General features: G+C 37.0%; 19 protein-coding genes and 1 pseudogene. 16 read left to right on the forward strand and 4 right to left on the reverse strand.

What is annotated here, in order from left to right; translation table 11 throughout:
- Nucleotides 1-43: 43 nt before the first annotated feature.
- The 4 genes and pseudogenes from K332_RS0114225 to K332_RS0114240 all read left to right on the forward strand — a co-directional run bounded on the left by K332_RS0114225 (nt 44) and on the right by K332_RS0114240 (nt 3218).
- Complete coding sequence (locus tag K332_RS0114225; RefSeq protein ID WP_026908061.1) at nt 44-1333, forward strand: NCS2 family permease; 1290 nt, start codon at nt 44-46, stop codon at nt 1331-1333.
- A 131-nt stretch (nt 1334-1464) separates the two neighbouring features.
- A complete protein-coding gene (locus tag K332_RS0114230) occupies nt 1465-1770 on the forward strand; it encodes a nucleotidyltransferase family protein (RefSeq protein WP_026908062.1) in 306 nt (101 codons plus the stop codon).
- Nucleotides 1754-2083 (forward strand): annotated as a pseudogene (locus K332_RS22595) (HepT-like ribonuclease domain-containing protein). Before K332_RS0114230 ends, K332_RS22595 begins: the two are co-directional and overlap by 17 nt.
- A gap of 319 nt (nt 2084-2402) precedes the next feature.
- Nucleotides 2403-3218: an undecaprenyl-diphosphate phosphatase gene (locus K332_RS0114240; protein WP_026908063.1), complete on the forward strand. Its 816-nt coding sequence runs from the start codon at nt 2403-2405 to the stop codon at nt 3216-3218.
- A 128-nt stretch (nt 3219-3346) separates the two neighbouring features.
- Here K332_RS0114240 and K332_RS0114245 read toward each other — a convergent pair whose 3' ends face one another.
- Both K332_RS0114245 and msrA read right to left on the reverse strand, forming a co-directional pair.
- A complete protein-coding gene (locus tag K332_RS0114245) occupies nt 3347-4510 on the reverse strand; it encodes an MFS transporter (RefSeq protein ID WP_026908064.1) in 1164 nt (387 codons plus the stop codon).
- Nucleotides 4511-4917: 407 nt separating this feature from the next.
- The gene (msrA, locus tag K332_RS0114255) at nt 4918-5442 is read right to left on the reverse strand and encodes a peptide-methionine (S)-S-oxide reductase MsrA (RefSeq protein WP_156914208.1); all 525 of its coding nucleotides are present in this window, start codon (nt 5440-5442) and stop codon (nt 4918-4920) included.
- A gap of 195 nt (nt 5443-5637) precedes the next feature.
- Between msrA and K332_RS0114260 the strand changes: the two genes are divergently transcribed.
- Nucleotides 5638-8889, forward strand: a complete 3252-nt coding sequence (locus tag K332_RS0114260; RefSeq protein WP_026908067.1) for an AfsR/SARP family transcriptional regulator — start codon at nt 5638-5640, stop codon at nt 8887-8889.
- Nucleotides 8890-9081: 192 nt separating this feature from the next.
- Here K332_RS0114260 and K332_RS23325 read toward each other — a convergent pair whose 3' ends face one another.
- Nucleotides 9082-10482 (reverse strand): vWA domain-containing protein, encoded by a 1401-nt coding sequence (locus tag K332_RS23325; protein WP_026908068.1) that lies wholly within the window; start codon nt 10480-10482, stop codon nt 9082-9084.
- A 370-nt stretch (nt 10483-10852) separates the two neighbouring features.
- On the opposite strand from K332_RS23325, the gene K332_RS0114270 reads away from it, so the two are divergent.
- From K332_RS0114270 to fabG, 9 genes are all read left to right on the forward strand, one after another.
- A complete protein-coding gene (locus tag K332_RS0114270; RefSeq protein WP_026908069.1) occupies nt 10853-12055 on the forward strand; it encodes a substrate-binding domain-containing protein in 1203 nt (400 codons plus the stop codon).
- An 82-nt stretch (nt 12056-12137) separates the two neighbouring features.
- Nucleotides 12138-12905 carry an ABC transporter ATP-binding protein gene (locus tag K332_RS0114275; RefSeq protein ID WP_026908070.1) on the forward strand — a complete coding sequence of 256 codons (768 nt, stop codon included), beginning with the start codon at nt 12138-12140 and terminating at the stop codon, nt 12903-12905.
- On the forward strand, nt 12889-13596 hold the full coding sequence (locus tag K332_RS0114280; RefSeq protein WP_026908071.1) for an ABC transporter ATP-binding protein: 708 nt from the start codon (nt 12889-12891) through the stop codon (nt 13594-13596). Before K332_RS0114275 ends, K332_RS0114280 begins: the two co-directional genes overlap by 17 nt.
- Before the next feature lie 12 nt (nt 13597-13608).
- Nucleotides 13609-14469, forward strand: a complete 861-nt coding sequence (locus K332_RS0114285; RefSeq protein WP_026908072.1) for a branched-chain amino acid ABC transporter permease — start codon at nt 13609-13611, stop codon at nt 14467-14469.
- A 20-nt stretch (nt 14470-14489) separates the two neighbouring features.
- A complete protein-coding gene (locus tag K332_RS0114290) occupies nt 14490-15467 on the forward strand; it encodes a branched-chain amino acid ABC transporter permease (RefSeq protein WP_026908073.1) in 978 nt (325 codons plus the stop codon).
- Between the two features lie 18 nt (nt 15468-15485).
- Nucleotides 15486-16493, forward strand: a complete 1008-nt coding sequence (locus K332_RS0114295; RefSeq protein WP_026908074.1) for a 3-oxoacyl-ACP synthase — start codon at nt 15486-15488, stop codon at nt 16491-16493.
- Nucleotides 16494-16505: 12 nt separating this feature from the next.
- Nucleotides 16506-16850, forward strand: a complete 345-nt coding sequence (locus K332_RS24805; protein ID WP_342665464.1) for an alpha/beta fold hydrolase — start codon at nt 16506-16508, stop codon at nt 16848-16850.
- Nucleotides 16851-16928: 78 nt separating this feature from the next.
- Nucleotides 16929-17426: an alpha/beta fold hydrolase gene (locus K332_RS24810; protein ID WP_342665465.1), complete on the forward strand. Its 498-nt coding sequence runs from the start codon at nt 16929-16931 to the stop codon at nt 17424-17426.
- Between the two features lie 3 nt (nt 17427-17429).
- The gene (fabG, locus tag K332_RS0114305) at nt 17430-18173 is read left to right on the forward strand and encodes a 3-oxoacyl-ACP reductase FabG (protein WP_026908075.1); all 744 of its coding nucleotides are present in this window, start codon (nt 17430-17432) and stop codon (nt 18171-18173) included.
- Between the two features lie 157 nt (nt 18174-18330).
- Here the strand turns inward: fabG and K332_RS0114310 are convergent, their stop codons facing one another.
- Nucleotides 18331-18894: a hypothetical protein gene (locus tag K332_RS0114310; RefSeq protein WP_026908076.1), complete on the reverse strand. Its 564-nt coding sequence runs from the start codon at nt 18892-18894 to the stop codon at nt 18331-18333.
- A gap of 221 nt (nt 18895-19115) precedes the next feature.
- Here K332_RS0114310 and adh point away from each other — a divergent pair, with 221 nt between their 5' ends.
- The gene (gene adh, locus K332_RS0114315; RefSeq protein ID WP_026908077.1) at nt 19116-20636 is read left to right on the forward strand and encodes an aldehyde dehydrogenase; all 1521 of its coding nucleotides are present in this window, start codon (nt 19116-19118) and stop codon (nt 20634-20636) included.
- Between the two features lie 66 nt (nt 20637-20702).
- Nucleotides 20703-21056: a DUF779 domain-containing protein gene (locus tag K332_RS0114320; protein WP_026908078.1), complete on the forward strand. Its 354-nt coding sequence runs from the start codon at nt 20703-20705 to the stop codon at nt 21054-21056.
- The last annotated feature ends 312 nt before the right edge of the window (nt 21057-21368 follow it).

Raw genomic sequence — 21368 nt, forward strand, 5'->3', positions numbered from 1 at the left:
GTTTTTTTATTGCACTTATATTATTTTCTAGGAGGAAAAGTAAATGAAGAAGTATTTTCAGTTTGAAGAGTTAGGCACAAATTTTCGTACAGAGTTTATAGGCGGATTAACAACTTTCTTAGCTATGGCTTATATTCTTTTTGTTAACCCCGATATTTTAAGTGCAACAGGTATGGATAAAGGAGCAGTATTTACTGCAACTGCACTTGCTGCAGCCGTAGGCACATTATTTATGGGACTTATTGCTAAATATCCAATTGCACTTGCTCCAGGAATGGGATTAAATGTATTTTTTGCTTTTTCAGTAGTGCTAGCTATGGAAGTTCCTTGGGAAACTGCTTTAGCAGGGGTTTTAGCTTCTGGACTTATTTTTATGGTATTAACACTTACTGGTCTACGTGAAAAAATTATTAACTCCATACCTTCTGAATTGAAAAAAGCAGTAGGTGCTGGTATTGGATTATTTATTGCTTTTGTTGGTCTACAAAGTGCAGGTATTGTAGTGGATAATGAAGCTACTTTACTAGGTATTGGAGACTTATCTTCACCAGCTGTATTGCTTGCAATTTTTGGCCTTGTTGTATCAGTTGTTTTATTAACATTAGGAATAAAAGCAGGTATTTTCTATGGGATGGTAATTACAGCAATTGCTAGCTTAATTTTTGGATTATCTGAATTTAATGGTTTAGTAGCTAGTGTTCCAAGTGTAGCACCAACATTCGGAGCAGCTTTCGCACATTTTGGAGATATTTTTACGATGGAAATGCTAGTTGTTATTTTAACATTCCTATTCGTTGATTTCTTCGATACTGCTGGTACATTGGTAGCTGTTGCTTCTCAAGCAGGGTTAGTGAAGGACAATAAGTTACCACGTGCAGGTAAAGCATTATTTGCTGACTCAGCAGCAACTGTAGTAGGTGCAGCGGTAGGTACCTCAACTACTACTTCATTTGTAGAATCTACAGCAGGTGTTGGCGTAGGAGCACGTTCTGGCTTTGCTTCCGTTGTAACAGCTGGATTCTTCCTATTGGCATTGTTCTTCTCACCATTATTAAGTGTTGTTACATCGTCAGTAACTGCACCTGCATTAATCATAGTTGGTGTTATGATGGCTACTGTATTAAAAGATATCGAGTGGAATGACTTTGCTATTGCTGTTCCAGCTTTCTTAACGGTCTTAATGATGCCTTTAACGTATAGTATCGCAACTGGTATTGCAATTGGTTTTATTTTCTACCCAATTACGATGCTTGTAAAAGGTAGAGCAAAAGAGGTTCACCCGGTAATGTATGGTTTGTTTGTTATATTTATATTGTATTTTATTTTCTTATAAAAATAATGGCGAGATCACTTTTTAGTGGTCTCGCTATTTTTATGAAGGGAAATTGAACTAAGTGGCGAATAATATATTATATGAGTGCTATAATTAAAGATAAATAATATTAAAAAATGGCGGTGAACTCTATGTTATCGCAACAAGAAATTCTGAGTGAACTTTCAAAGCATCTAAAAATATGGAAAGAAAAATATGGTGTGAAGAATATTGCTTTATTTGGTTCCTATTCAAGGGATGAGCAGAAGGATAGAAGTGATATTGATTTGTTAGTAGAATTTGAAGACCATGCTTTAACTTTTGATAACTATATGGATTTAAAATTTGAACTTGAAGATTATTTTTATACAAAAATAGATTTGGTTATTATTGATGATTTAAAACCAGAGATAAAGCAAAGTATTTTAAGGGGCGCTAAGTATGCAGAGGGAGCCTAGTGTCTTTATAAATGATATATATACAGCTGCACTGAAAATTGAAGAGTATACCAAGGGTCTAAATTTTGACGATTTTCAAGATAACTATTTAGTATCAGATGCAGTTATTAAAAATATATTGGTTATTGGAGAAGCGGCAAAGAACATTCCTGAAGAAATATGAAAAACAAATTCAATGATTGAATGGAGAAAGATGGCAGGAATGAGAGATATGATGATTCATGGATATTTCTCTATCAACTATCATATTTTATGGGATGTTGTTGAAAATAAAATACCCATCTTGATTAGGGAAATCGAAAAGCTATTATAAATTACCGTGATAGTAAACTAAAGAGTTTCACTTATTTATTTTTATGGCTAGCCTTTGTAACATTTTCATTATAAAAATTGGTGAGAGCATTGTTGATTGTTTTCGTAAGTAGATAGAAAGTTAGAAAAACTAACACATTCGCAATAGGACAAATGAATGTGTTAGTTTTTCTACTGTTATATGAAACCCCCAGTACTTTGCTAATTACTCTTACCTCGAGAGAAAAAATAACTATAATTTAGTAGAAATGAAATGCCAATTAAGGTATATTTTCGAAAGGATGTAATTCTAAATAATTAACTAGGGTAGGTAGGTTAAAATGGAAACGTTAGATATATTAGAGATAATAAAAATGGTCATTATTGGATTAGTTCAAGGATTTACAGAACCTATACCGGTGTCATCCAGCGGACATGTAATGATTGCCAGTGAGATTTTAGGGCTTGGGGAACAAGGATTTACGTTTGCTATACTTACTAATACGGCTTCCCTACTGGCAATACTTTTTATCTACAGACAAGATATTATTAGACTGCTAAGTAATTCAATAAACTTTTTAAAAACGAGAGATTCACGTTATAAAAGTGACTTTCGATTTGTTTGCTTTATCATCATTGGTTCGATACCTGCGGGTGTACTTGGGATTTTATTAAAAGATGTTATCGCTGATAAAGTCAGAATGGAAACCATTGCCATCATGCTCTTTGTAACAGGATTTGCGATATGGCTAATTCGCAATATGAAGGGGACTAAAGGTGAAGGTGAGATTTCTACTAAGGATGCATTCCTCGTTGGTTTAGGTCAGGCCGTTGCATTAACACCGGGAATTAGTCGTTCAGGTGCAACGATCATATCAGCAGTAGCTGTCGGAATGAAACAAGATACAGCACTCAGGTTTTCGTTCATGTTGTATATACCAGTGAGCCTTGGAGGAGTAGTACTCGGCATATCTGACTTTGTAGATGAACCTAATAAAACAGACTTAGCAATTCCATATTTAGCAGCATTTATTGCAACACTTTTCATGACTTATTTCGCAATGAAATGGTTCATGGGAATTATGAAACATGGAAAATTAGTTTATTTTACATATTATTGTTTCATTGTTGGAACATTACTCCTTATTTTTTTCTAAAAAGGAAAACACTCTAAAACAATGAATAAACAAGTATGATGCCACGAATTTTATTAATCTTCATTAGTTGATTGGATAGAAGAAGAGAAGCCTAATTTGCTTCTCTTCTTTGGATTAATATTAAATTTTTAACGACCAACAGCACGACTTCTAGAAAATATCACATGATAAATAAAGATTGCTACTGTACCGATTAGTGAAACAAAGCCCATTACATAATACAATGTTCCGCCACTATAATGATCCATAATAGCTCCACCTGCTAAAGAACCAATAATCCCACTTATTCCAAAGAAAACAGCATAATATACAAGATGACCAGTTGATTGTAATAATTTAGGAATAAGGCGTGTGACATAATCAAGTGCCGCCAAATAAAATACCCCAAATGTAAAACCATGTAGAATTTGTAATCCAATAACAAACATTGGATCGTTTGCTGTTCCGTAAATAATCCACCGGATGCTATATAGAATACCAGCAAGCATGACAAAGATTAGGGGATGTAGCTTTTTAAACCAAAATCCAGCAGTAGCAAAAACTAATGCTTCCGTAATAACGCCGACAAACCAACCTAATCCCACTAATGCCTCACTTCCACCAAGCTCTGTAATATATAAGCCAATGAAACTATCATTTGCGCGATGTGCAACCGATAAAAAGATAACCGCTAATAGGAAAAAGACAAATTCCTTATTTTTTATTAAAATATTTACATCTTTTAAACTAACTGGATCAGATTCCACTTTAACATCTTTTACTCGTAGGACAACTAACAAAGCAATGAATCCAAAGAACAAGTATGGCCAAATCATATACTCTACACCATATTTTGATAGAATCGATCCTATTATAAGGGAAGAAACGGAAAAGCCAACAGATCCCCATGTACGAATTGTTCCAAAAGACACTCCTGTTTCATCTGCTCTACGCTGGGCAAGGCTGTCCCCAAGCCCCCCAATAGGAGTGGTGAAAAAGTAGAATACAGCCCCCATGCACATAATCGAAATAAGCGTATTCATTTGAAAGAAAATGGTACTAAAAATCAGAAGCCCCATGACACAGATTAACAGGATCTTCTTCACGGTTTTATATTTATCACTCATATATCCCCAGAAAGGCTGTGCAAAGATAGATGCCAAAGGCCCAATTGCTAAAACCCAACCAATCTCGGTGCCATTTAAACCTTTATAAGCTAAGTATAATGGTAAGAAACTTAAGATAATCGTATTTGTAGCGTGAAAGCTAAATAATAGCATTTTTAATGGAAGTAATGATTCTTTATTTGCCAAAAAGACAACTCCTTCTATAATGCAACTCAAAGAGTAATTATACTACTTTGTCGAGAAATGGGGAATAGCGTAGTTGCAAGAATAGCATAATAGAATGGAAAACTATGATTCTACAATTCTTATACATGCGCCTGAATTCGCGGACCATAAGCCTGCTAAACTAGAACATGCGCCAAACCTCCGAAATGATGAGCCCGCTAAACCAGAACATGCACCCAACCTCCGGAACCATGAGTCCGCTAAACTAGAACATCGCCCAATCCCCGAAATGATGAGCCCGCAACCCTAAAACATGCACCCAAACTCTGGAACCATAAGCCCTCTAAACCAGAACATCTACCCAAACCCAATACCAACTTGCCCACGAAAAAAAGCACCCTCAAACGAGAATGCTTCCTAACCATAATTTACTTCCAATTATCCGTGATAAACTCATCACGGCCAGATTTAGCACGATCTTCTTTATATTCCTTTTCACTTTTCTTATAAAAGTCCTGATGATATTCTTCAGCTGGATAGAAAGTTACAGCTTCCAAAACTTCTGTAACAATTGGCTTTGAGAATCTTCCACTTTCAGCTAATGTTAGCTTAGAATCTTCGGCTTGAAATTTCTGCTCTTCATCGTGATAGAAAATTGCAGCACGGTATTGGTCACCGCGGTCCTGGAATTGTCCAAAGGCATCAGTTGGGTCAATTTGTCTCCAGAAAACTTCTAGTATTTCATTATAAGAGATAATGCGTGGGTCAAAAGTAATTTCAACTGCTTCATAATGCCCAGTTGTGCCAGTTTTTACATCCTGATACGTAGGATCTTCCACATGCCCACCAGTGTAGCCGGACACTACCGCGTGAACACCATCCCACTGATCAAATGGTTTTACCATACACCAGAAGCAACCACCAGCAAATGTTGCTTTTCTTAAGGTTGTCATATCTCTTTCCTCCATAACAAATAGCAGACAAGCTGCATCATAATTTAAACGAAAATAGAATATATTATTAGAAAACTATATCATATTTGAAGACAACTAACCTAAGGAAATTACTCACAGTCCTATAATTTGTGATAAGATGAGAGAAGATTGAGAATTTTGTAAGATACATTCAAAGATAAGGAGGAGAATGTGATGCGAAATATACCGATAGTTCAGAGCCAATATACGCCACCACCGATTCGGGATCGATTTATTAGACGTGGAAATTTAAATCGGAAGTTATCGGCTATTTCCAACCACACATTAACACTCCTTTATGCAGGCGCAGGCTATGGGAAGAGTACAGCCTTGGCGCTATATTTGCATGATACGAATAGGAAGTCTTGTTGGTATTCTATCTCGGCAGCAGATGATGATATACTTCCTTTTTTTACAAAAATTGTAGAAGCGGTTAAATTACCATATCCGTCATTTGGAAAAAGTATTGACCTGAAATATCAAGAATTAGGTCATTATGTAGACACGGAGCAAATCTATTCTCTTGCCTCTACTTTTATTAATGATCTAATGGCTTTAAAAGAGGATATAACAATTATTCTAGATGACTACCATCATGTGAATTCTTCCTATGAAATTGAAAAATGGACTTTATTTTTACTAGAGCATGCTCCTTCGAATGTACATATTGTTATTTCAAGTAGAAATAAGCCAAAATGGACTGTTCTACCAAAGCTGAAGGTAAGAGGGGATTTATTAGAAATTACGCAAGATGATTTGATTCTATCAGCAAAAGAGATGAACTTTATTTTAGAGGATCTACTAAATATTGAACTAAATGATGATAAGGTAGATAGAATCTATGAATTAACAGAGGGATGGGCGATTGCATTTAATATGATTACCCAGCAATTAGAGGATGAGTCATCGATGGAGACCATTTTTCTAAATCGGCAATCCTCCTTGGAGGATCTCTTTGAATATTTAGCTACGGAGGTACTGAGTAAGCAATCCTTAATTATTCAGCAGTTTTTACTGCAATCTAGTATTATGGATGTCTTAGTTCCGAGAGCCTGTGATCATGTGTTGCAAATTAATGGGTCTGAGGATATCTTACAGGGGTTACTTGAACAGAATTTGTTCATTGTAGAAGGGGAAGAATACTATTTCCGATATCATGCTTTGTTCAAAGCCTTTTTGGAAAATAGATTGCAGAAGAATTATCAATCGGAATTTAAAAAGTTACATATAAAGGCTGCCCAATATTTTGAACGGCAAGGAAATGTAGAGGGAGCCTTATATCACTATCGTAAAATTGAAAAGTTCCCACAAATGGCCGCTTTGTTACATGACTATGGATTAACCATGTTACGTTCAGGAAGGTTACAAAACCTATACGATCTACTTTCAACTATTCCTGATGACTATAAGGAAATATATCCAGTTCTGTACTTCTATCAAGGAGAAATTGAAAGATACCGTTCCAAATATGATAAAGCGGAAAGGAACTTTGACCGGATAATTAGTATTATTCCAGGCTATGATCAGGAACATTTTAACTTAATTGGTCTTGCATTTGAAGGAAAAGCAAGAATTTATTTAGACACAATCCAACCAGATCAAGCGGAGCGTTTTGTAAAACAAGCAATTAATATGCGAGAACAAGCTAAGGCACCAAAAGAAGAGATGGCTCAATTGTATCAATTACTAGCGGAAAATTTATTGAATTTGGGACAAGCAAATAAGGCGGAGGCATGGTTTGACCGGGCCAAATCTCTGAATATCCCGATTGATGATGGGAATTTAGAGGGAAGAATTCTATTGCGAACTGGAAGACTTGCTAAAGCTAAAGAAGTGTTGCTCAAACGGAAAGTGCAATCTAGCAACTCACTAGCCAAGCATTTACCACAGTCACATCGTGAGACAGATTTAATTTTATCTATTATCGAGGCATTTATGGGGAATGCAGAAGAAAGTAAAAAGCTTGCTTCAGATGGTATTCAATTAGGGCTAACAACCCAATCCCCATTTGTAGAAGCTTGTGGCTGGATGCGAATGGGACATGCTGTACAGCTATTAGATAGATATGATTCCAAATTAGCGCAACAATGCTATGAAACATCCCTTGCTATGATGGAAAGAATTAACATTTCTAGAGGTAAAGCTGAACCCTTTATGGGTCTATCAATTCTATTTGGTAGAAACCAAGAGTATGAACGTGCTAAAGAAGCTGCTAATAGAGGACTAATGGAAACGGAAAAGGTAAAGGATAAGTGGTTAAGTGCTTTAATAAAAGTTAGTCTCTTACTAATAGAAATCTATAATCAAAATTTTGACAAAGCAAGGAATATCTTACGAGAGGTTCATGAAGATTTCATTAGTTGTGGTGATCGCTACGGTATTATGGTTACTTCTTTTTGGATTGCGTTTATTGCTCATAAGGAAGAAAATGATAGCGTGTTTAAGGAAGGAATGGCTCGGTTCCTTCAGGAGGTCTATACAGAGGGCTATGATTTTTTCCTAAAGAATCAAACCGTATTTGGACCAACTGATTTACAAAATATTGCCCCACTATTGTTAAAAGCAAAACAGCTAGGAGTTGAATCCCAGCTAGTTTCTAAGTACATGACAGAATTAAAGCTAAATGAAGATATAGATAATCATCCTGGCTATACGTTAACAATTGAAGCATTAGGTTATTTACGAGTGACTATTGGCACTAAGCAGTTGGAGGATCGTGATTGGCAACGAGGAAAGGCGAAGGAGCTTTTTGAACTATTTGTTACCTATCGAAAGAAACTATTATCAAAGGAAGAGATTTTTTCTAATCTGTGGCCTGACCAAATGCAAGACACTGCGAATAAAAACTTTAAGGTTTCATTTAATGCCCTTTTAAAGGCATTAGAGCCAAAGAGAAAAGCCCGCGAAGACTCCTATTTTATAATTCGAAGGGGAAGTTATTATGGCTTAAATCCAGAATCAAGTTACATTCTAGATATACATGATTTTGAAAATTGGATAACAAGAGGCATAGAGGAGAAAGAAGATAAACAAGCTAAGGAATTGCTTTATAAGGGACTAAATCTCTATCGAGGTAATTATCTTGAAAATCTTCGGTTTGTAACCTGGTGCCAAGCTGAAAGAGAACGAATGCAAACCCTCTATTTACGTGGAGCAGAAAAACTAGCCCAAGTACATGTACGATTAAATGATTTTAATTCCTGCATTAAATTATGTGGGAAAATAATTGAAATGGACTCCACATGGGAGGAGGCGTATCGACTATTAATGTATAGTTATTATCAACTAAACAACCGTCCACAAGCAATTAAATGGTATGAAAAATGCTGTGATGTTCTTGATGAGGAATTAGGGGTAGAACCGATGGCACCGACTAGAGAGATGTATCATTTGATTATGGAGTCTGAGGAATTGAACTCTTATTAGAGTCCTTTAATTAGTAGCTCCATCTACCATTTATGAAAAATAAATGGAGATGGAGCTTTTAAATCGTACAGTTTGTTGCTGTTGTGAATACCTAATTTATAATAAATCTATAAATTTAAGGTGAATTTGTGTCATCCTATTTGGTTGGATGGAATGAATATTGTTAAACTGGGTGCTTATAGCCTATATTAATTACCGATTATTAAATCGTTCTATTACGTCCTCACGAGTTTCCCACAGTTCATCAATGTTCGTTCCCTGAATTTCATTTAATGTATCGATGATTTCACCTTTAATGGCAGAATTTGAATCATTTAGACTACCGATAAACTCATTGTAAATATCAGCATCAATAATATCTCGATTTCTTAAGTAGGAGATTGCTTTAGATAAATTGTTGTATTCTCTTGTTAGTTTACGCTGTTCCTCATTGTACCAGTCGGAAATCTGTTTGCTTATCATATTATATAGTTCCGAAATATTTCGCTGTGCATCATTATGCCAATCAGCCCATAATCCTGCCATATCCACAGTTTGTTCGAACTCAACCATTATATCTTCCTGACTAGTTGCATTAACATACCGTCCATCAGAAGCCTTGGCCATTTCTTCCAACTGTGCTAGTCCTTCGTTATCTACCTGATAGCCGATTATATTAATCACAGGGTCAATGTCTGAATCTGCCAGAGATTTAATTGCTTTGACAGGATCATCATTACAGGTCTCAACACCATCGCTGACGATATAAATCACATTGGAATTTTGTGTTGCATTAAGTTGTTTAAAGTTTTCTTGTACTTGTTTAATAGCTGCGGCCATTGGTGTCCACCCAGCTGGTTCGAATTGGTTTAAGGCATTAGAAAATTCATCCGCATTATAGTTAGATAGTGGATAAACCTCATCAATTGTAGTACAAGATTTGGCTTTATCAGCATCACTACCACTCCCTACATGTCCATACACATAAAGAGAAACATTGGTAGTTTCAGGAAGGGTTTCTACAAATTGTTGAATCGCTTCTTTTGCTAAGTCCATTCTAGTACGGTCATTTTCGTAGTTTCCCATACTTCCACTTGAATCAAGTAGAAGAGCAACATTATAATTCTCTTTTGCTTTTATTTCATCTTCTTCACCTGTTGGATCAGTGAAAGTCATTGATTCCCATTGATCAATCGGAACATCTGCCATTGTCATATTTTCTTTAAATAATGACCACAAATACTGTTTCGCATATTCAATTTCTTCAGTAGAACTTTCTACTGTAAGTTGAGGGAATTGAACAAGAGTCTCCGTGATTTCCTCTTTTTGTTCCGAAAACTTTACTCCAGCAAAATTCCCAACAGATGGATAATTTACCGATTCCTCCAATGTTGCTGGTACTGATGGAAAATCTTCCAATTGGACTTTAGTTTTTTCGGGCTTTACATCTTTAGCTTGATTGTTATCTTGGCTTTCATCTACTTGTTCTTTTTCCTTTTCCTCTGAACTGCCGCTATTATTGCCGCTATTCGTTGTGTCCTCATTTGATGTACAAGCTGTTAGGGAAAGGAAAACAATCATACATATAATAATAGATCTAAATTTGATTTTCATAAGTTTCTCCTCTCACATACTCTTACTAACTATCATACTATCACCTGTTATTCGAAATTTATGTTAGTAGATAGAGTCATTTTAGTAAATAGGTAAAACTGCCTATGGTGCCTTCCACTTCACTATTTTTGCGAGCTTTTGCAGAAATGCCACAAGATCTTCATCATGAATGTAAAACAAATAGCTTGCTTCGGACTTTATGCTGAAGAGAGGGGGAATTTGAGGAAACTGTTATGGTGTCTTTGGGTACTAGTTACACATGGGCTGCAATTACTATTAAGTTGCATGGCGAAAGTTTGTAACTGTCCTGTAACTACATGAAGTTATCATTTGCCTTAGTAAGATTTCCAAAAATAAGGGGGGACTATTAATGTTAAAACGTACAATGGGCATTTTATTCGCATTGTTACTAGTTGGATTTTTAGCAGCATGTGGCGATGATACATCTGGTGGAGATTCAGAAGGTACAATTAAAATCGGTGTACTTGCTTCTGAAACAGGGGCACTCGAATCATATGGTAAGCAAACAGTACGTGGCTTTGAATTAGGAATTGAGTATGCAACAGATGGAACTAATGAAGTAGCTGGTAAGAAGATTGAGGTTATCATTGAAGATACGGAAACAGATCCGGAAGTTGCAAGGCAGAAAGCTCTTAAACTATTAGAAGATGATGATGTAGATTTCTTAGTGGGATCTTCAAGCTCAGGGGATACATTGGCAGTAACACCACTAGCTGAAGAATATGAAACAATCATGATTGTTGAACCTGCTGCTGCTGATAGTATTACAGGTTCTGAGTACAATGATTATATTTTCCGTACTGCTCGTAACTCTTCACAAGATGCTGTAGCTGCCGCTGCTGCAATTGCTGGTGAAGGGGTTAAGATTGCAACACTTGCACCTGACTATTCATTTGGGCATGACGGGGTATCTGCATTCGTTGCAGCTGCAGAAGAATTAGGAGCAGAAATTGTTCACCAAGAATTTGCCGACCAAGCAGCTACTGATTTTACAGCTAATATCCAAAAAATTATCGAAGCAGAACCAGAATACTTATTTGTTGTTTGGGCTGGAGCAAACTCTCCTTGGAATCAAATTGCAGATATGAACTTACAAGACCGTGGTATCAAGATTTCCACTGGTGCACCGGATATTCCAGCACTAGCTACAATGAATGCACTAGTTGGAATGGAAGGTTTCACCGTTTACTACCATACATTTCCAGACAATGAAATCAATGACTGGTTAGTAAAAGAACATACAGAACGCTTTGATGGAGAAGTACCTGATTTATTTACACCAGGTGGTATGAGTGCAGCAATTGCAATTGTTGAAGCGCTTAAAAATACTGATGGTGATGCAGAAGCAGCTAAATTAATCGAAACAATGGAAGGGATGAGCTTTGACACACCAAAAGGAACGATGACATTCCGTCCTGAAGACCACCAAGCATTACAAGAATTATATGCGATTACTTTAGAGGAACAAGAAGGTGTTGAGTACCCTGTACCAGTACTCAATCGTGTACTAACACCAGAAGAAACCGCACCACCAATTATGAATGGGGAATAAAAAAAAGGGACACCCTTGCCACTTGGCGAGGGTTGTTCCCTTCCTAATAGCATATGAAAAAGTTGAATAAAGGAGGAGCAACATGACTCACGTACTAGAAACAAAAGACCTTACGATAAACTTTGGCGGCCACATAGCAGTAAATAAAGTCACTGTGAAAATACCAGAAAAGAAGTTTACATCGATCATTGGCCCCAACGGCGCTGGAAAAACCACTTTTTTCAATCTACTAAGCGGCCAACTATCTCCATCGGAGGGCTCTATCTATTTTAAAGGTAATGAGATTACAAGAAAGTCTGCAACCGACAGAACGAGACTTGGTATCGGGAGATCTTTTCAAATAACCAATGTATTTCCTAACTTAACGGTTTTAGAAAATGTACGTTTAGCCGTTCAATCTCAAGCTAATGTACGGTATCAAATGATTAAACACTTCTTGCATTACAAGAAATTTGAACAAAAAGCGTACACGATTTTAGAAAGAGTACTTCTTGACGATAAAGCAAATCATATTGCCGTAAATTTAGCACATGGGGAAAAAAGAAAGTTAGAGATTGCGATGTTATTAGCGCTAGAAACTGAGATTTTATTATTAGATGAACCAACAGCGGGTATGTCTTTGGAGGAGGTACCAGCAATTATTGATGTGATTAGGCAAATAAAAGCAGAGGAAGACAGAACAATCGTGTTAATTGAGCACAAGATGGATATGATTATGGACTTATCGGATGAAGTCCTTGTATTATTCCACGGAGAATTAATTGCTAAAGGAACTCCAGAAGAAATAGTAGAAAACGAAACCGTCCAATCAGCATATCTAGGAGGAATGTACGATGAGCAGCTTGCTTAAGCTTTCCCAGGTGGAAGCCTATATTCAACAATTTCATATTTTACATGATATCGACTTCGAGGTACCGAAAGGGGAAGTGACTGTCCTTCTTGGTAGAAATGGTGCGGGAAAAACGACTACGTTACGAACCATTATGGGCTTGAATCCGGTTTCGAATGGTTCTGTTGTATATAAAGATGAGGATATCTCTAACTTAAAGCCTCATTTAATCGCCAATAAAGGAATTGGCTATGTACCGGAAGACCAAGGGGTATTTGAAGACCTAACCGTTGGAGAAAATTTGCGTGTTGCCATGAAACGTGAAGACCAAGAGACAACGGAACGTTTAGAGTGGATTCTAGATTTATTTCCGGATTTGAAAAAGTTTTGGAAAAAGCCAGGTGGCCAATTAAGTGGAGGGCAAAAACAAATGCTTGCGATTGCTCGTGCTTATGTAAATGAAAATGATCTACTTCTAATTGATGAGCCAAGTAAAGGTCTTGCACCAATTGTCGTTGAGAAGGTTATGGAGACAATCCTTCAAATGAAGGAAAAAACTACGATTCTACTAGTAGAACAAAATTTCCTGATGGCAAGTAAAATTGGGGACAGATTCTACATTATTGATGATGGGCAGACAGTTCATAACGGTTTAATGGGAGAGCTAAAAGAAGATAAAGCATTAATGAAAAAATATCTTGGTGTTTCTTAAGGGGGAAAGGACATGGACTTAATTGCTAGTTTAACAGTTAACGGACTTGCAACAGGTATGTTAATTTTCCTCCTTGCAGCTGGGTTAACATTAATATTCGGCTTAATGAGCGTGTTAAACTTTGCGCACGGGGGATTATTTATCTGGGGTGCGTATACTGGGGTTTGGATTTATTATGTAACCAATAGTTTCCTTTTGGCTATTATTGTAGCGATAATAACAGGATTGGTACTAGGGTTAATAACGGAAAGACTTATTATCAAGCCTGTATATGGAAACCATATTCAGCAAATCTTGATAACATTAGGGTTTATGCTTGTTCTTCAAGAATTGATTAAAGTGGTATTTGGACCAGATGTAAAGGCAGTGAGCCCTCCTGCATGGTTAGAAGGAAGCTTCCAATTAGGTGATGTTACGTTGATAAAGTACCGATTATTTATCATCGTTATTGGGTTCTTACTATTCTTTACCATCTATTTAATTTTAAAGAAAACGAGAATCGGTTTAATTGTTCGAGCTGGAGTAATGAACAGGGAAATGGTTCAAACACTTGGTATCAACATTCGTTTTGTTTTCATGGCAGTATTTATGGTCGGAGCGGCACTAGCTGCACTTAGTGGGGTTCTTCATGCGCCATACTCTGGTGTTATTTATGCTGAAATGGGGCTTGAATTCTCGATACTTGCCTTTATTGTGGTTGTTATTGGTGGGATGGGAAGTTTTACAGGTTCACTGTTTGCAGCAATATTGGTTGGTTTAGCACAAGCATTTATGGCATATTATGTTCCGGCGCTATCGCTAGCTGTAAATATGCTAATTATGACAGTGGTCTTGATTTTTAGACCTCAAGGATTATTTAAGGTGAAGGGGTGAGTGGTGTGATAGTAAGAAGTATGTCAAAAAGCAATTTAATCTATCTTGGTGTTGCAGCAATCTTGCTCATTCTACCATTTATCTTAACTGGTCGTAGTATACAGTTTATGATCACCCAAATCTTTATCTTCGCCATTTTTGCGATGAGTTATGATCTTCTATTAGGTTACACTGGGATTATTTCATTTGGTCATGCCATGTTTTTTGGGATAGGGTCCTATACAACGGCTATTTTTATGGATCGTTTTGATGCAAGCTTTGGTGCATTACTTATAGCGATATTAGTTGCAGTCTTATTTGCAGCTATTGTAAGTTTTATTGTTGGTATATTAACGCTTAGGTTGAAAAGTCACTTTTACGCAATGCTTACACTTGCTTTTGCTGGATTGTTTTTAGTGGCTGCAGAAAAGTGGCGTACTTTAACCAAAGGGAATGATGGATTTACTTTTAAAGTACCGGAGTTTTTAAGGGATTCGACAACCATCTATATTGTAAGTCTAGTTTGCTTAGTATTAATTTTCTTTGGGCTAAGAAGAATGACACAATCACCGTTTGGAAGAGTGTTAGTTGCAATACGTGAAAATGAAGAGCGCACTGTATCTCTCGGGTATAAAGTACTTCATTATAAAGTAATGGTAAGTGTTGTTTCTGGTGTTGTAGCTAGTTTTGCTGGTGTTTTATATATGTTATCACTTCGTTTTGTTAATACCAGTGTTTTTCATACGGATGTTACAATTGACGTTTTATTAATGACTATTATTGGTGGCGTTGGAACTTTAGTCGGGCCAATCTTAGGGGCAGCATTAATCGAACTTGCTCACCACTGGATTTCAGGACTAGCAGATGTGCACTGGATATTTGAACGGTGGATTATTCTATATGGTACAGTATATATCCTTGTGGTGATATTCTTCCCGCTAGGTATAGTTGGTACTATTCGTTCCAAGCTCTCTGGCGGCTCGAAGCGAAAAAGTCCTAGTAAGAAAAAGGCTGGATGACGGGAGGTGGGAATAACGGTGGACACTATTGGAGTAGTTAGTACAGGAGTTTATATACCAGAAAAAAGAATGACTTCAAAAGAAATATCGGAGCAAGCAGGAATTCCGCTTGAGGTTGTCGAACAAAAGATGGGAATAAGAGAAAAGCCAATTCCTGGCGTTGATGATCATACGGCAGAAATGGGGATTAGGGCTGCTAAGCAAGCAATTGAAAAGGCGGGTATTGACCCGAAAGAGATAGACCTTATTATTTATATTGGTGAGGAGCATAAAGAGTACCCGTTATGGACTGCTGGAATCAAGCTTCAGCAAGAAGTAGGGGCTGTGAATGCATGGGCATTCGATACTGCACTTCGTTGTGGTACGACAATTATGGGATTAAAAGTAGCGAAAGATATGATGAGGTCCGATCCTTCGATTAACACCGTTCTTCTTGCAGGTGGATATCGTAATGTTGATTTTATTAATTACCAAAATCCTAGAACAAGATTTATGTTTAACCTTGGTGCTGGCGGTGGTGCAATTATCCTGAAAAAAGGGTTTCCAGAAAATGAAATACTTGAATCACACCTGATTACAGACGGATCTTTTTCAGAGGATGTCTATGTAACAACAGGGGGGACCAAAAATCCGATTACAAAGGAAACGTTGGACGCAGGATTGTATCAACTCGATGTTCTGGATCCTTCTGGAATGAAGGAACGATTAGAACAAAAATCAATGGATAACTTTATTGCTTGTATTGAAAAGGCATTGAATAAAAGTGGTTATGAGAAAGAAGATATCGGCTATGTTGCGATGCTCCATATGAAAAAGTCTGCCCATTTATATGTATTAGACCAACTTGGTGTAGAACATGACAAATCTATTTATCTTGAAGACTATGGACATATTGGTCAAATTGATCAGATTCTATCCTTAGAATTAGCAGAACAGCAAGGCAAACTTAAAAAAGGTGATATTGTCGTGTTAGTATCTGCCGGTATTGGTTACGCTTGGGGAGCAAATATAATTAAATGGGGATAAGGAGGAGGGATAATGGTGGCAAATGTTGTTTTGAAGAAAGTAGTTTTACCAAATGGTGAAAAAATTGCTTATCGGGAACGTGAAGGTGGAGAAGACATTGTCGTGTTAGTGCATGGAAATATGACTTCATCTGTTCATTGGGATCTTGTAATTGAAAATCTTTCTGATCGGTATAAGGTTTATGCAATGGATATGCGCGGCTTTGGTGGATCTAGCTATAATAAACAAATAACAGCTATAAAAGACTTCTCAGATGATTTGAAACTTTGGCTAGATGCAGTTGGTATTAAGGATTTTGTCCTAGTTGGTTGGTCTACAGGTGGTTGTGTATCCATGCAGTTCTGTATGGATTATTAAGGATACTGTAAGGCATTATTTCTTCAGTCTTCAGGCTCTACTCGTGGTTATCCATATTACCCACTTGGTGCTGATGGTATGCCAGATTTGGATAAACGAATGGAGACATTGGATGAAATGTTCCAGGATAGTAAGAGGCTATTTGTTCAAGGAGCTTATGATACGAAAAATTACGACGCACTGAGACAAATTTGGGAAGCTGTGATTTATACCCATAATAAGCCGGATGAAGAACGGTATCAGAAATATTTAGAGGACATGACAACCCAGCGTAATTTAGCGGAGGTTTATCAAGCGCTTAATATCTTTAATATTAGTAGTTTCCATAATGGATTAACAGAAGGTGAGAATCGGATAAAAGATATTCATATTCCTGTTCTTATTGCATGGGGTGAAAATGACTTAGTTGTTACCAGGGATATGACAGAAGAGATACGTGAAGATTTTGGTGATAAGGCGAATTATCAAGAACTCAGAGGTTGTGGCCACTCCCCATTAGTTGACGACATAGACCAACTAATAGGTGTGATGGAGGACTTTTTTTCGAATGTTAATTTGACTAAAAGAGGGGTTTAATGGATGAATAGATTACAAGATAAGGTAGCAATTATTACTGGAGCGGCTAATGGAATTGGTTTTGAAGCGGCGAGAAAGTTTGGTAATGAGGGAGCAAAAGTTGTTATTGCTGATTTTGATGAAGCTAAAGGATTAGAAAGTGAGAAGGCATTGAGAGATGAGAGGTTATCGGTTACGTTTGTCCAAGTGAATGTAGCAGATCGTAATAGTGTGAATGCTATGGTTGAGCAAGCATTAGCGGAATATGGAAGAATCGATATACTTATTAATAATGCTGGAATTACCAGAGATGCAATGCTAGCCAAAATGACATTAGAGCAGTTCCAGCAAGTGTTGGATGTTAACTTAACAGGTGTATTTAATTGTACACAAGCCGTTTTACCATTCTTGCTTGAGCAAGGGAAGGGGAAAATTGTGAATACCACATCTGTAACTGGGACGTATGGTAATGTGGGGCAGACCAATTATGCTGCAGCTAAAGCCGGTTTAATTGGAATGACCAAAACCTGGGCGAAAGAATTAGGTCGCAAAGGAATAAATGTCAATGCCGTAGCTCCTGGATTTACGGCAACAGCGATGGTATCCGCCATGCCTGATAAAGTGATTGATAAAATGAAAGCTATGGTTCCGATGCAACGACTTGGAACACCGGAAGATATTGCAAATGCTTATCTCTTCTTATCTTCTGATGAATCGGACTATGTGAATGGGCATGTACTGCATGTTGATGGTGGGATTATGATGTGAATAAGGATAAAGGAACACTCTGATGTAAAAACGGAGTGTTCCTTTTTTAGAAGTAAAGGAAGGATAAGGATTTTCCTGCTGACATAAGAATCTTCGCATTTACTAAAGGATGAGCGAATGCGGGTTTTTCTAATAGTTGGTTTGTAAACTAAATTTGTCACTGAGAGGATACTCTGAGATTTTTAATAAATTTTGTTAACCAAAATGATAAAAATACTACTACAAGATCGATCAGAAAAACATAAAATAAATTCATTCCACCATTAAAATCAATTAGTCCTAATAACAGTTCAATTGATGCAAATCCGAATGAAAATATAGCACTAACGATAATGGTGTAAAGATAAAAATTCTTATTATGATTTAGGCAGTACTGATATACAAGTATAAATCCTACTGGGAGCACAGATGAATTTAAACTTAAGGCAAAAGGTAACAATGGTATTATAAAATATTGATGTACAAATAAAGATGTAGATCCCAATATAGTTTCTATATAAGTCCACAACATATGTACAGAAAAACCAAAAAATAGTATTTCAAATAACCTACTTCGATCGACAACAAAAAATAATATAATTAATGGAATAATTAGTAATCCAAGTGCAAACCAAAATTGCCAAGAATCGATGAATGAGAATTCTTTCCAATAGGAAATTAGTGACGAATTTAATTTCTCGCGATTTTTATAGAATTCTTCCCAAAAAAGTTTTTTATCCATCCTACCATTACCTCCTTATATAACCTAGGTATTCGTTTTTTATTGTTAAACAAACTAATTATTCTATACGGTTATTCTGAGGATTTATATAATAATAATTCCGTATTTACTACCCTTTATTGTTTCTGATGGAATATTTTGTATGGAGTTGGAATAGCCATTTAATAGAGGCTATTTCCAGTCTAGTTTCTTGATGAAAAAATATGAGGGGGAATTGGTATATGAAGTATGCAAATCCAAATACAGATGGGGCAAAAGTAAACTTTAAGGAGCGGTATGATAATTTCATAGGAGGTGAATACCGCCCACCTACGAATGGGCAATATTTTAAAAATGTTAGCCCTGTTACTGGACAAGTTTTCTGTGAAATTGCTCGCTCCACGAAGGCAGATGTAGAAGCAGCAATTGATGCAGCACATGAAGCGAAAGAAGCTTGGGGAAAAACTTCGGTTACAGAGCGTGCTAATATTTTAAACAAAATAGCTGATCGTATGGAAGAGAATTTAGAAATGCTTGCGGTAGCTGAAACATGGGATAACGGAAAAGCTGTGCGGGAAACGCTAGCTGCTGATATTCCACTTGCCATTGATCACTTTCGTTACTTTGCAGGAGCAATCCGTGCACAAGAAGGTGGTATTAGTCAGATAGATAATGACACCGTTGCCTATCATTTTCATGAGCCGCTAGGTGTGGTTGGACAAATTATTCCTTGGAACTTCCCAATTTTAATGGCTACTTGGAAATTAGCACCTGCACTTGCTGCTGGGAACTGTGTCGTGTTAAAACCAGCAGAACAAACACCAGCATCCATTCATGTGCTAATGGAAATAATTCATGATTTATTACCACCGGGAGTGGTGAATATTGTTAATGGTTTTGGACTTGAAGCTGGTAAACCACTTGCTTCTAATAGTCGTATTTCGAAAATTGCTTTCACCGGAGAAACAACAACAGGTCGATTAATTATGCAATATGCATCAGAAAATCTGATTCCTGTTACATTGGAATTAGGTGGAAAATCACCAAATATATTCTTTGAAGATGTAATGGATAAGGATGACGGCTTTTTAGATAAAGCAATTGAAGGACTTGTTATGTTTGCATTGAATCAGGGGGAAGTTTGTACTTGTCCGTCAAGAGCATTGGTACATGAATCTATTTATGATCGATTTATGGAGCGTGCATTGGAACGGGTCAATCAAATTAAAATTGGTCACCCATTAGACACAGAAACAATGATGGGTGCACAAGCTTCTACTGAACAAATGGAAAAAATAATTTCTTATCTTGATATTGGAAAACAGGAAGGTGCAGAGGTATTAACTGGTGGTACAGTTAATAAGCTGGAGGGAGAGCTTTCTGAAGGGTATTATGTGAAGCCGACAATCTTTAAAGGGAATAATAAGATGCGGATTTTCCAAGAGGAAATCTTTGGACCAGTACTTTCAGTTACAACATTTAAAGATAAGGAAGAGGCAATACAAATTGCCAATGATACATTATATGGTCTAGGTGCGGGAGTATGGAGTCGTGACATCAATACAGCCTATCGCTTTGGCCGTGATATCGAGGCAGGTAGAGTATGGACCAATTGCTACCACCAGTACCCAGCACATGCTGCCTTCGGTGGGTATAAGAAATCTGGTATTGGAAGGGAAAATCATCAAATGATGCTTGACCATTACCAGCAAACGAAGAATTTATTGGTGAGTTATAGTGAAGGCCCGGCTGGATTATTTTAATTTTTAAAAAGTCTAGATACTTAAATGCAAATCAGGCATAAGTTAAGAGTAAAAGAGGTGTGGAAAATGGTTAATCGCGTAACCGCAACGGAATCAACTCTTCAATTACTAGATAAATTAAAGCTTATCCATGGTGACTTAATGTTTCATCAATCAGGTGGCTGCTGTGATGGTAGCTCACCGATGTGCTATCCGAGAGGTGAGTTTAGAGTTGGTGATTCAGACATACTTTTAGGAGAAATCGGGGATACACCCTTTTACATTTCCAAGGATCAATATGAATATTGGAAGCATACGCAACTTATTATCGATGTTGTAAATGGAAGAGGCGGTATGTTTTCAGTGGAAGGGCCAGAAGGGAAAAGGTTTCTGACTAGGTCGAGGATATTTACAGAAGAGGAACGTGCAACACTATATTAATATAAAAAACACCCATCAGTTTTTTGATTGGGTGTTTTAATTTGGATGGCTTTGCATTAGCTATGGAAAGGGAAAGGAAATATCAGCCAAAACGCGCGGATATCAGCCGAGAAAAAGAAATATCAGCCGTAACGTGCGAATAACAGCCGAAAAAAGGAAATATCAGCCAAAACGCGCGAACATCAGCCAAGAAAAGGAAATATCAGCCGTAACGCGCGAACATCAGCCAAACCGCGTGGATATCAGCCAAAAAAAGGAAAATATCAGCCAAAGCGCGCGGATATCGGCCAAGAAAAGGAAATATCAGCCAAA

Origin of the sequence: Paucisalibacillus globulus DSM 18846 (genome assembly GCF_000482485.1) — a bacterium.
GTDB classification, from domain to species: Bacteria; Bacillota; Bacilli; order Bacillales; family Amphibacillaceae; genus Ornithinibacillus; species Ornithinibacillus globulus.

What these genes read in the sequence shown, in the direction of transcription:
- K332_RS0114285 (WP_026908072.1), top strand. Translation starts at nt 13,609, where the DNA reads ATGGACTTAATTGCTAGTTTAACAGTTAACGGACTTGCAACAGGTATG.
- K332_RS0114230 (WP_026908062.1), top strand. Translation starts at nt 1,465, where the DNA reads ATGTTATCGCAACAAGAAATTCTGAGTGAACTTTCAAAGCATCTAAAA.
- K332_RS0114270 (WP_026908069.1), top strand. Translation starts at nt 10,853, where the DNA reads ATGTTAAAACGTACAATGGGCATTTTATTCGCATTGTTACTAGTTGGA.
- K332_RS0114280 (WP_026908071.1), top strand. Translation starts at nt 12,889, where the DNA reads ATGAGCAGCTTGCTTAAGCTTTCCCAGGTGGAAGCCTATATTCAACAA.
- K332_RS24810 (WP_342665465.1), top strand. Translation starts at nt 16,929, where the DNA reads ATGCCAGATTTGGATAAACGAATGGAGACATTGGATGAAATGTTCCAG.
- K332_RS0114275 (WP_026908070.1), top strand. Translation starts at nt 12,138, where the DNA reads ATGACTCACGTACTAGAAACAAAAGACCTTACGATAAACTTTGGCGGC.
- K332_RS0114290 (WP_026908073.1), top strand. Translation starts at nt 14,490, where the DNA reads ATGTCAAAAAGCAATTTAATCTATCTTGGTGTTGCAGCAATCTTGCTC.
- K332_RS0114320 (WP_026908078.1), top strand. Translation starts at nt 20,703, where the DNA reads ATGGTTAATCGCGTAACCGCAACGGAATCAACTCTTCAATTACTAGAT.
- msrA (WP_156914208.1), bottom strand. Translation starts at nt 5,442, where the DNA reads ATGACAACCTTAAGAAAAGCAACATTTGCTGGTGGTTGCTTCTGGTGT.
- adh (WP_026908077.1), top strand. Translation starts at nt 19,116, where the DNA reads ATGAAGTATGCAAATCCAAATACAGATGGGGCAAAAGTAAACTTTAAG.
- K332_RS0114225 (WP_026908061.1), top strand. Translation starts at nt 44, where the DNA reads ATGAAGAAGTATTTTCAGTTTGAAGAGTTAGGCACAAATTTTCGTACA.
- K332_RS0114240 (WP_026908063.1), top strand. Translation starts at nt 2,403, where the DNA reads ATGGAAACGTTAGATATATTAGAGATAATAAAAATGGTCATTATTGGA.
- K332_RS24805 (WP_342665464.1), top strand. Translation starts at nt 16,506, where the DNA reads ATGGTGGCAAATGTTGTTTTGAAGAAAGTAGTTTTACCAAATGGTGAA.
- K332_RS0114310 (WP_026908076.1), bottom strand. Translation starts at nt 18,894, where the DNA reads ATGGATAAAAAACTTTTTTGGGAAGAATTCTATAAAAATCGCGAGAAA.
- K332_RS23325 (WP_026908068.1), bottom strand. Translation starts at nt 10,482, where the DNA reads ATGAAAATCAAATTTAGATCTATTATTATATGTATGATTGTTTTCCTT.
- K332_RS0114260 (WP_026908067.1), top strand. Translation starts at nt 5,638, where the DNA reads ATGCGAAATATACCGATAGTTCAGAGCCAATATACGCCACCACCGATT.
- fabG (WP_026908075.1), top strand. Translation starts at nt 17,430, where the DNA reads ATGAATAGATTACAAGATAAGGTAGCAATTATTACTGGAGCGGCTAAT.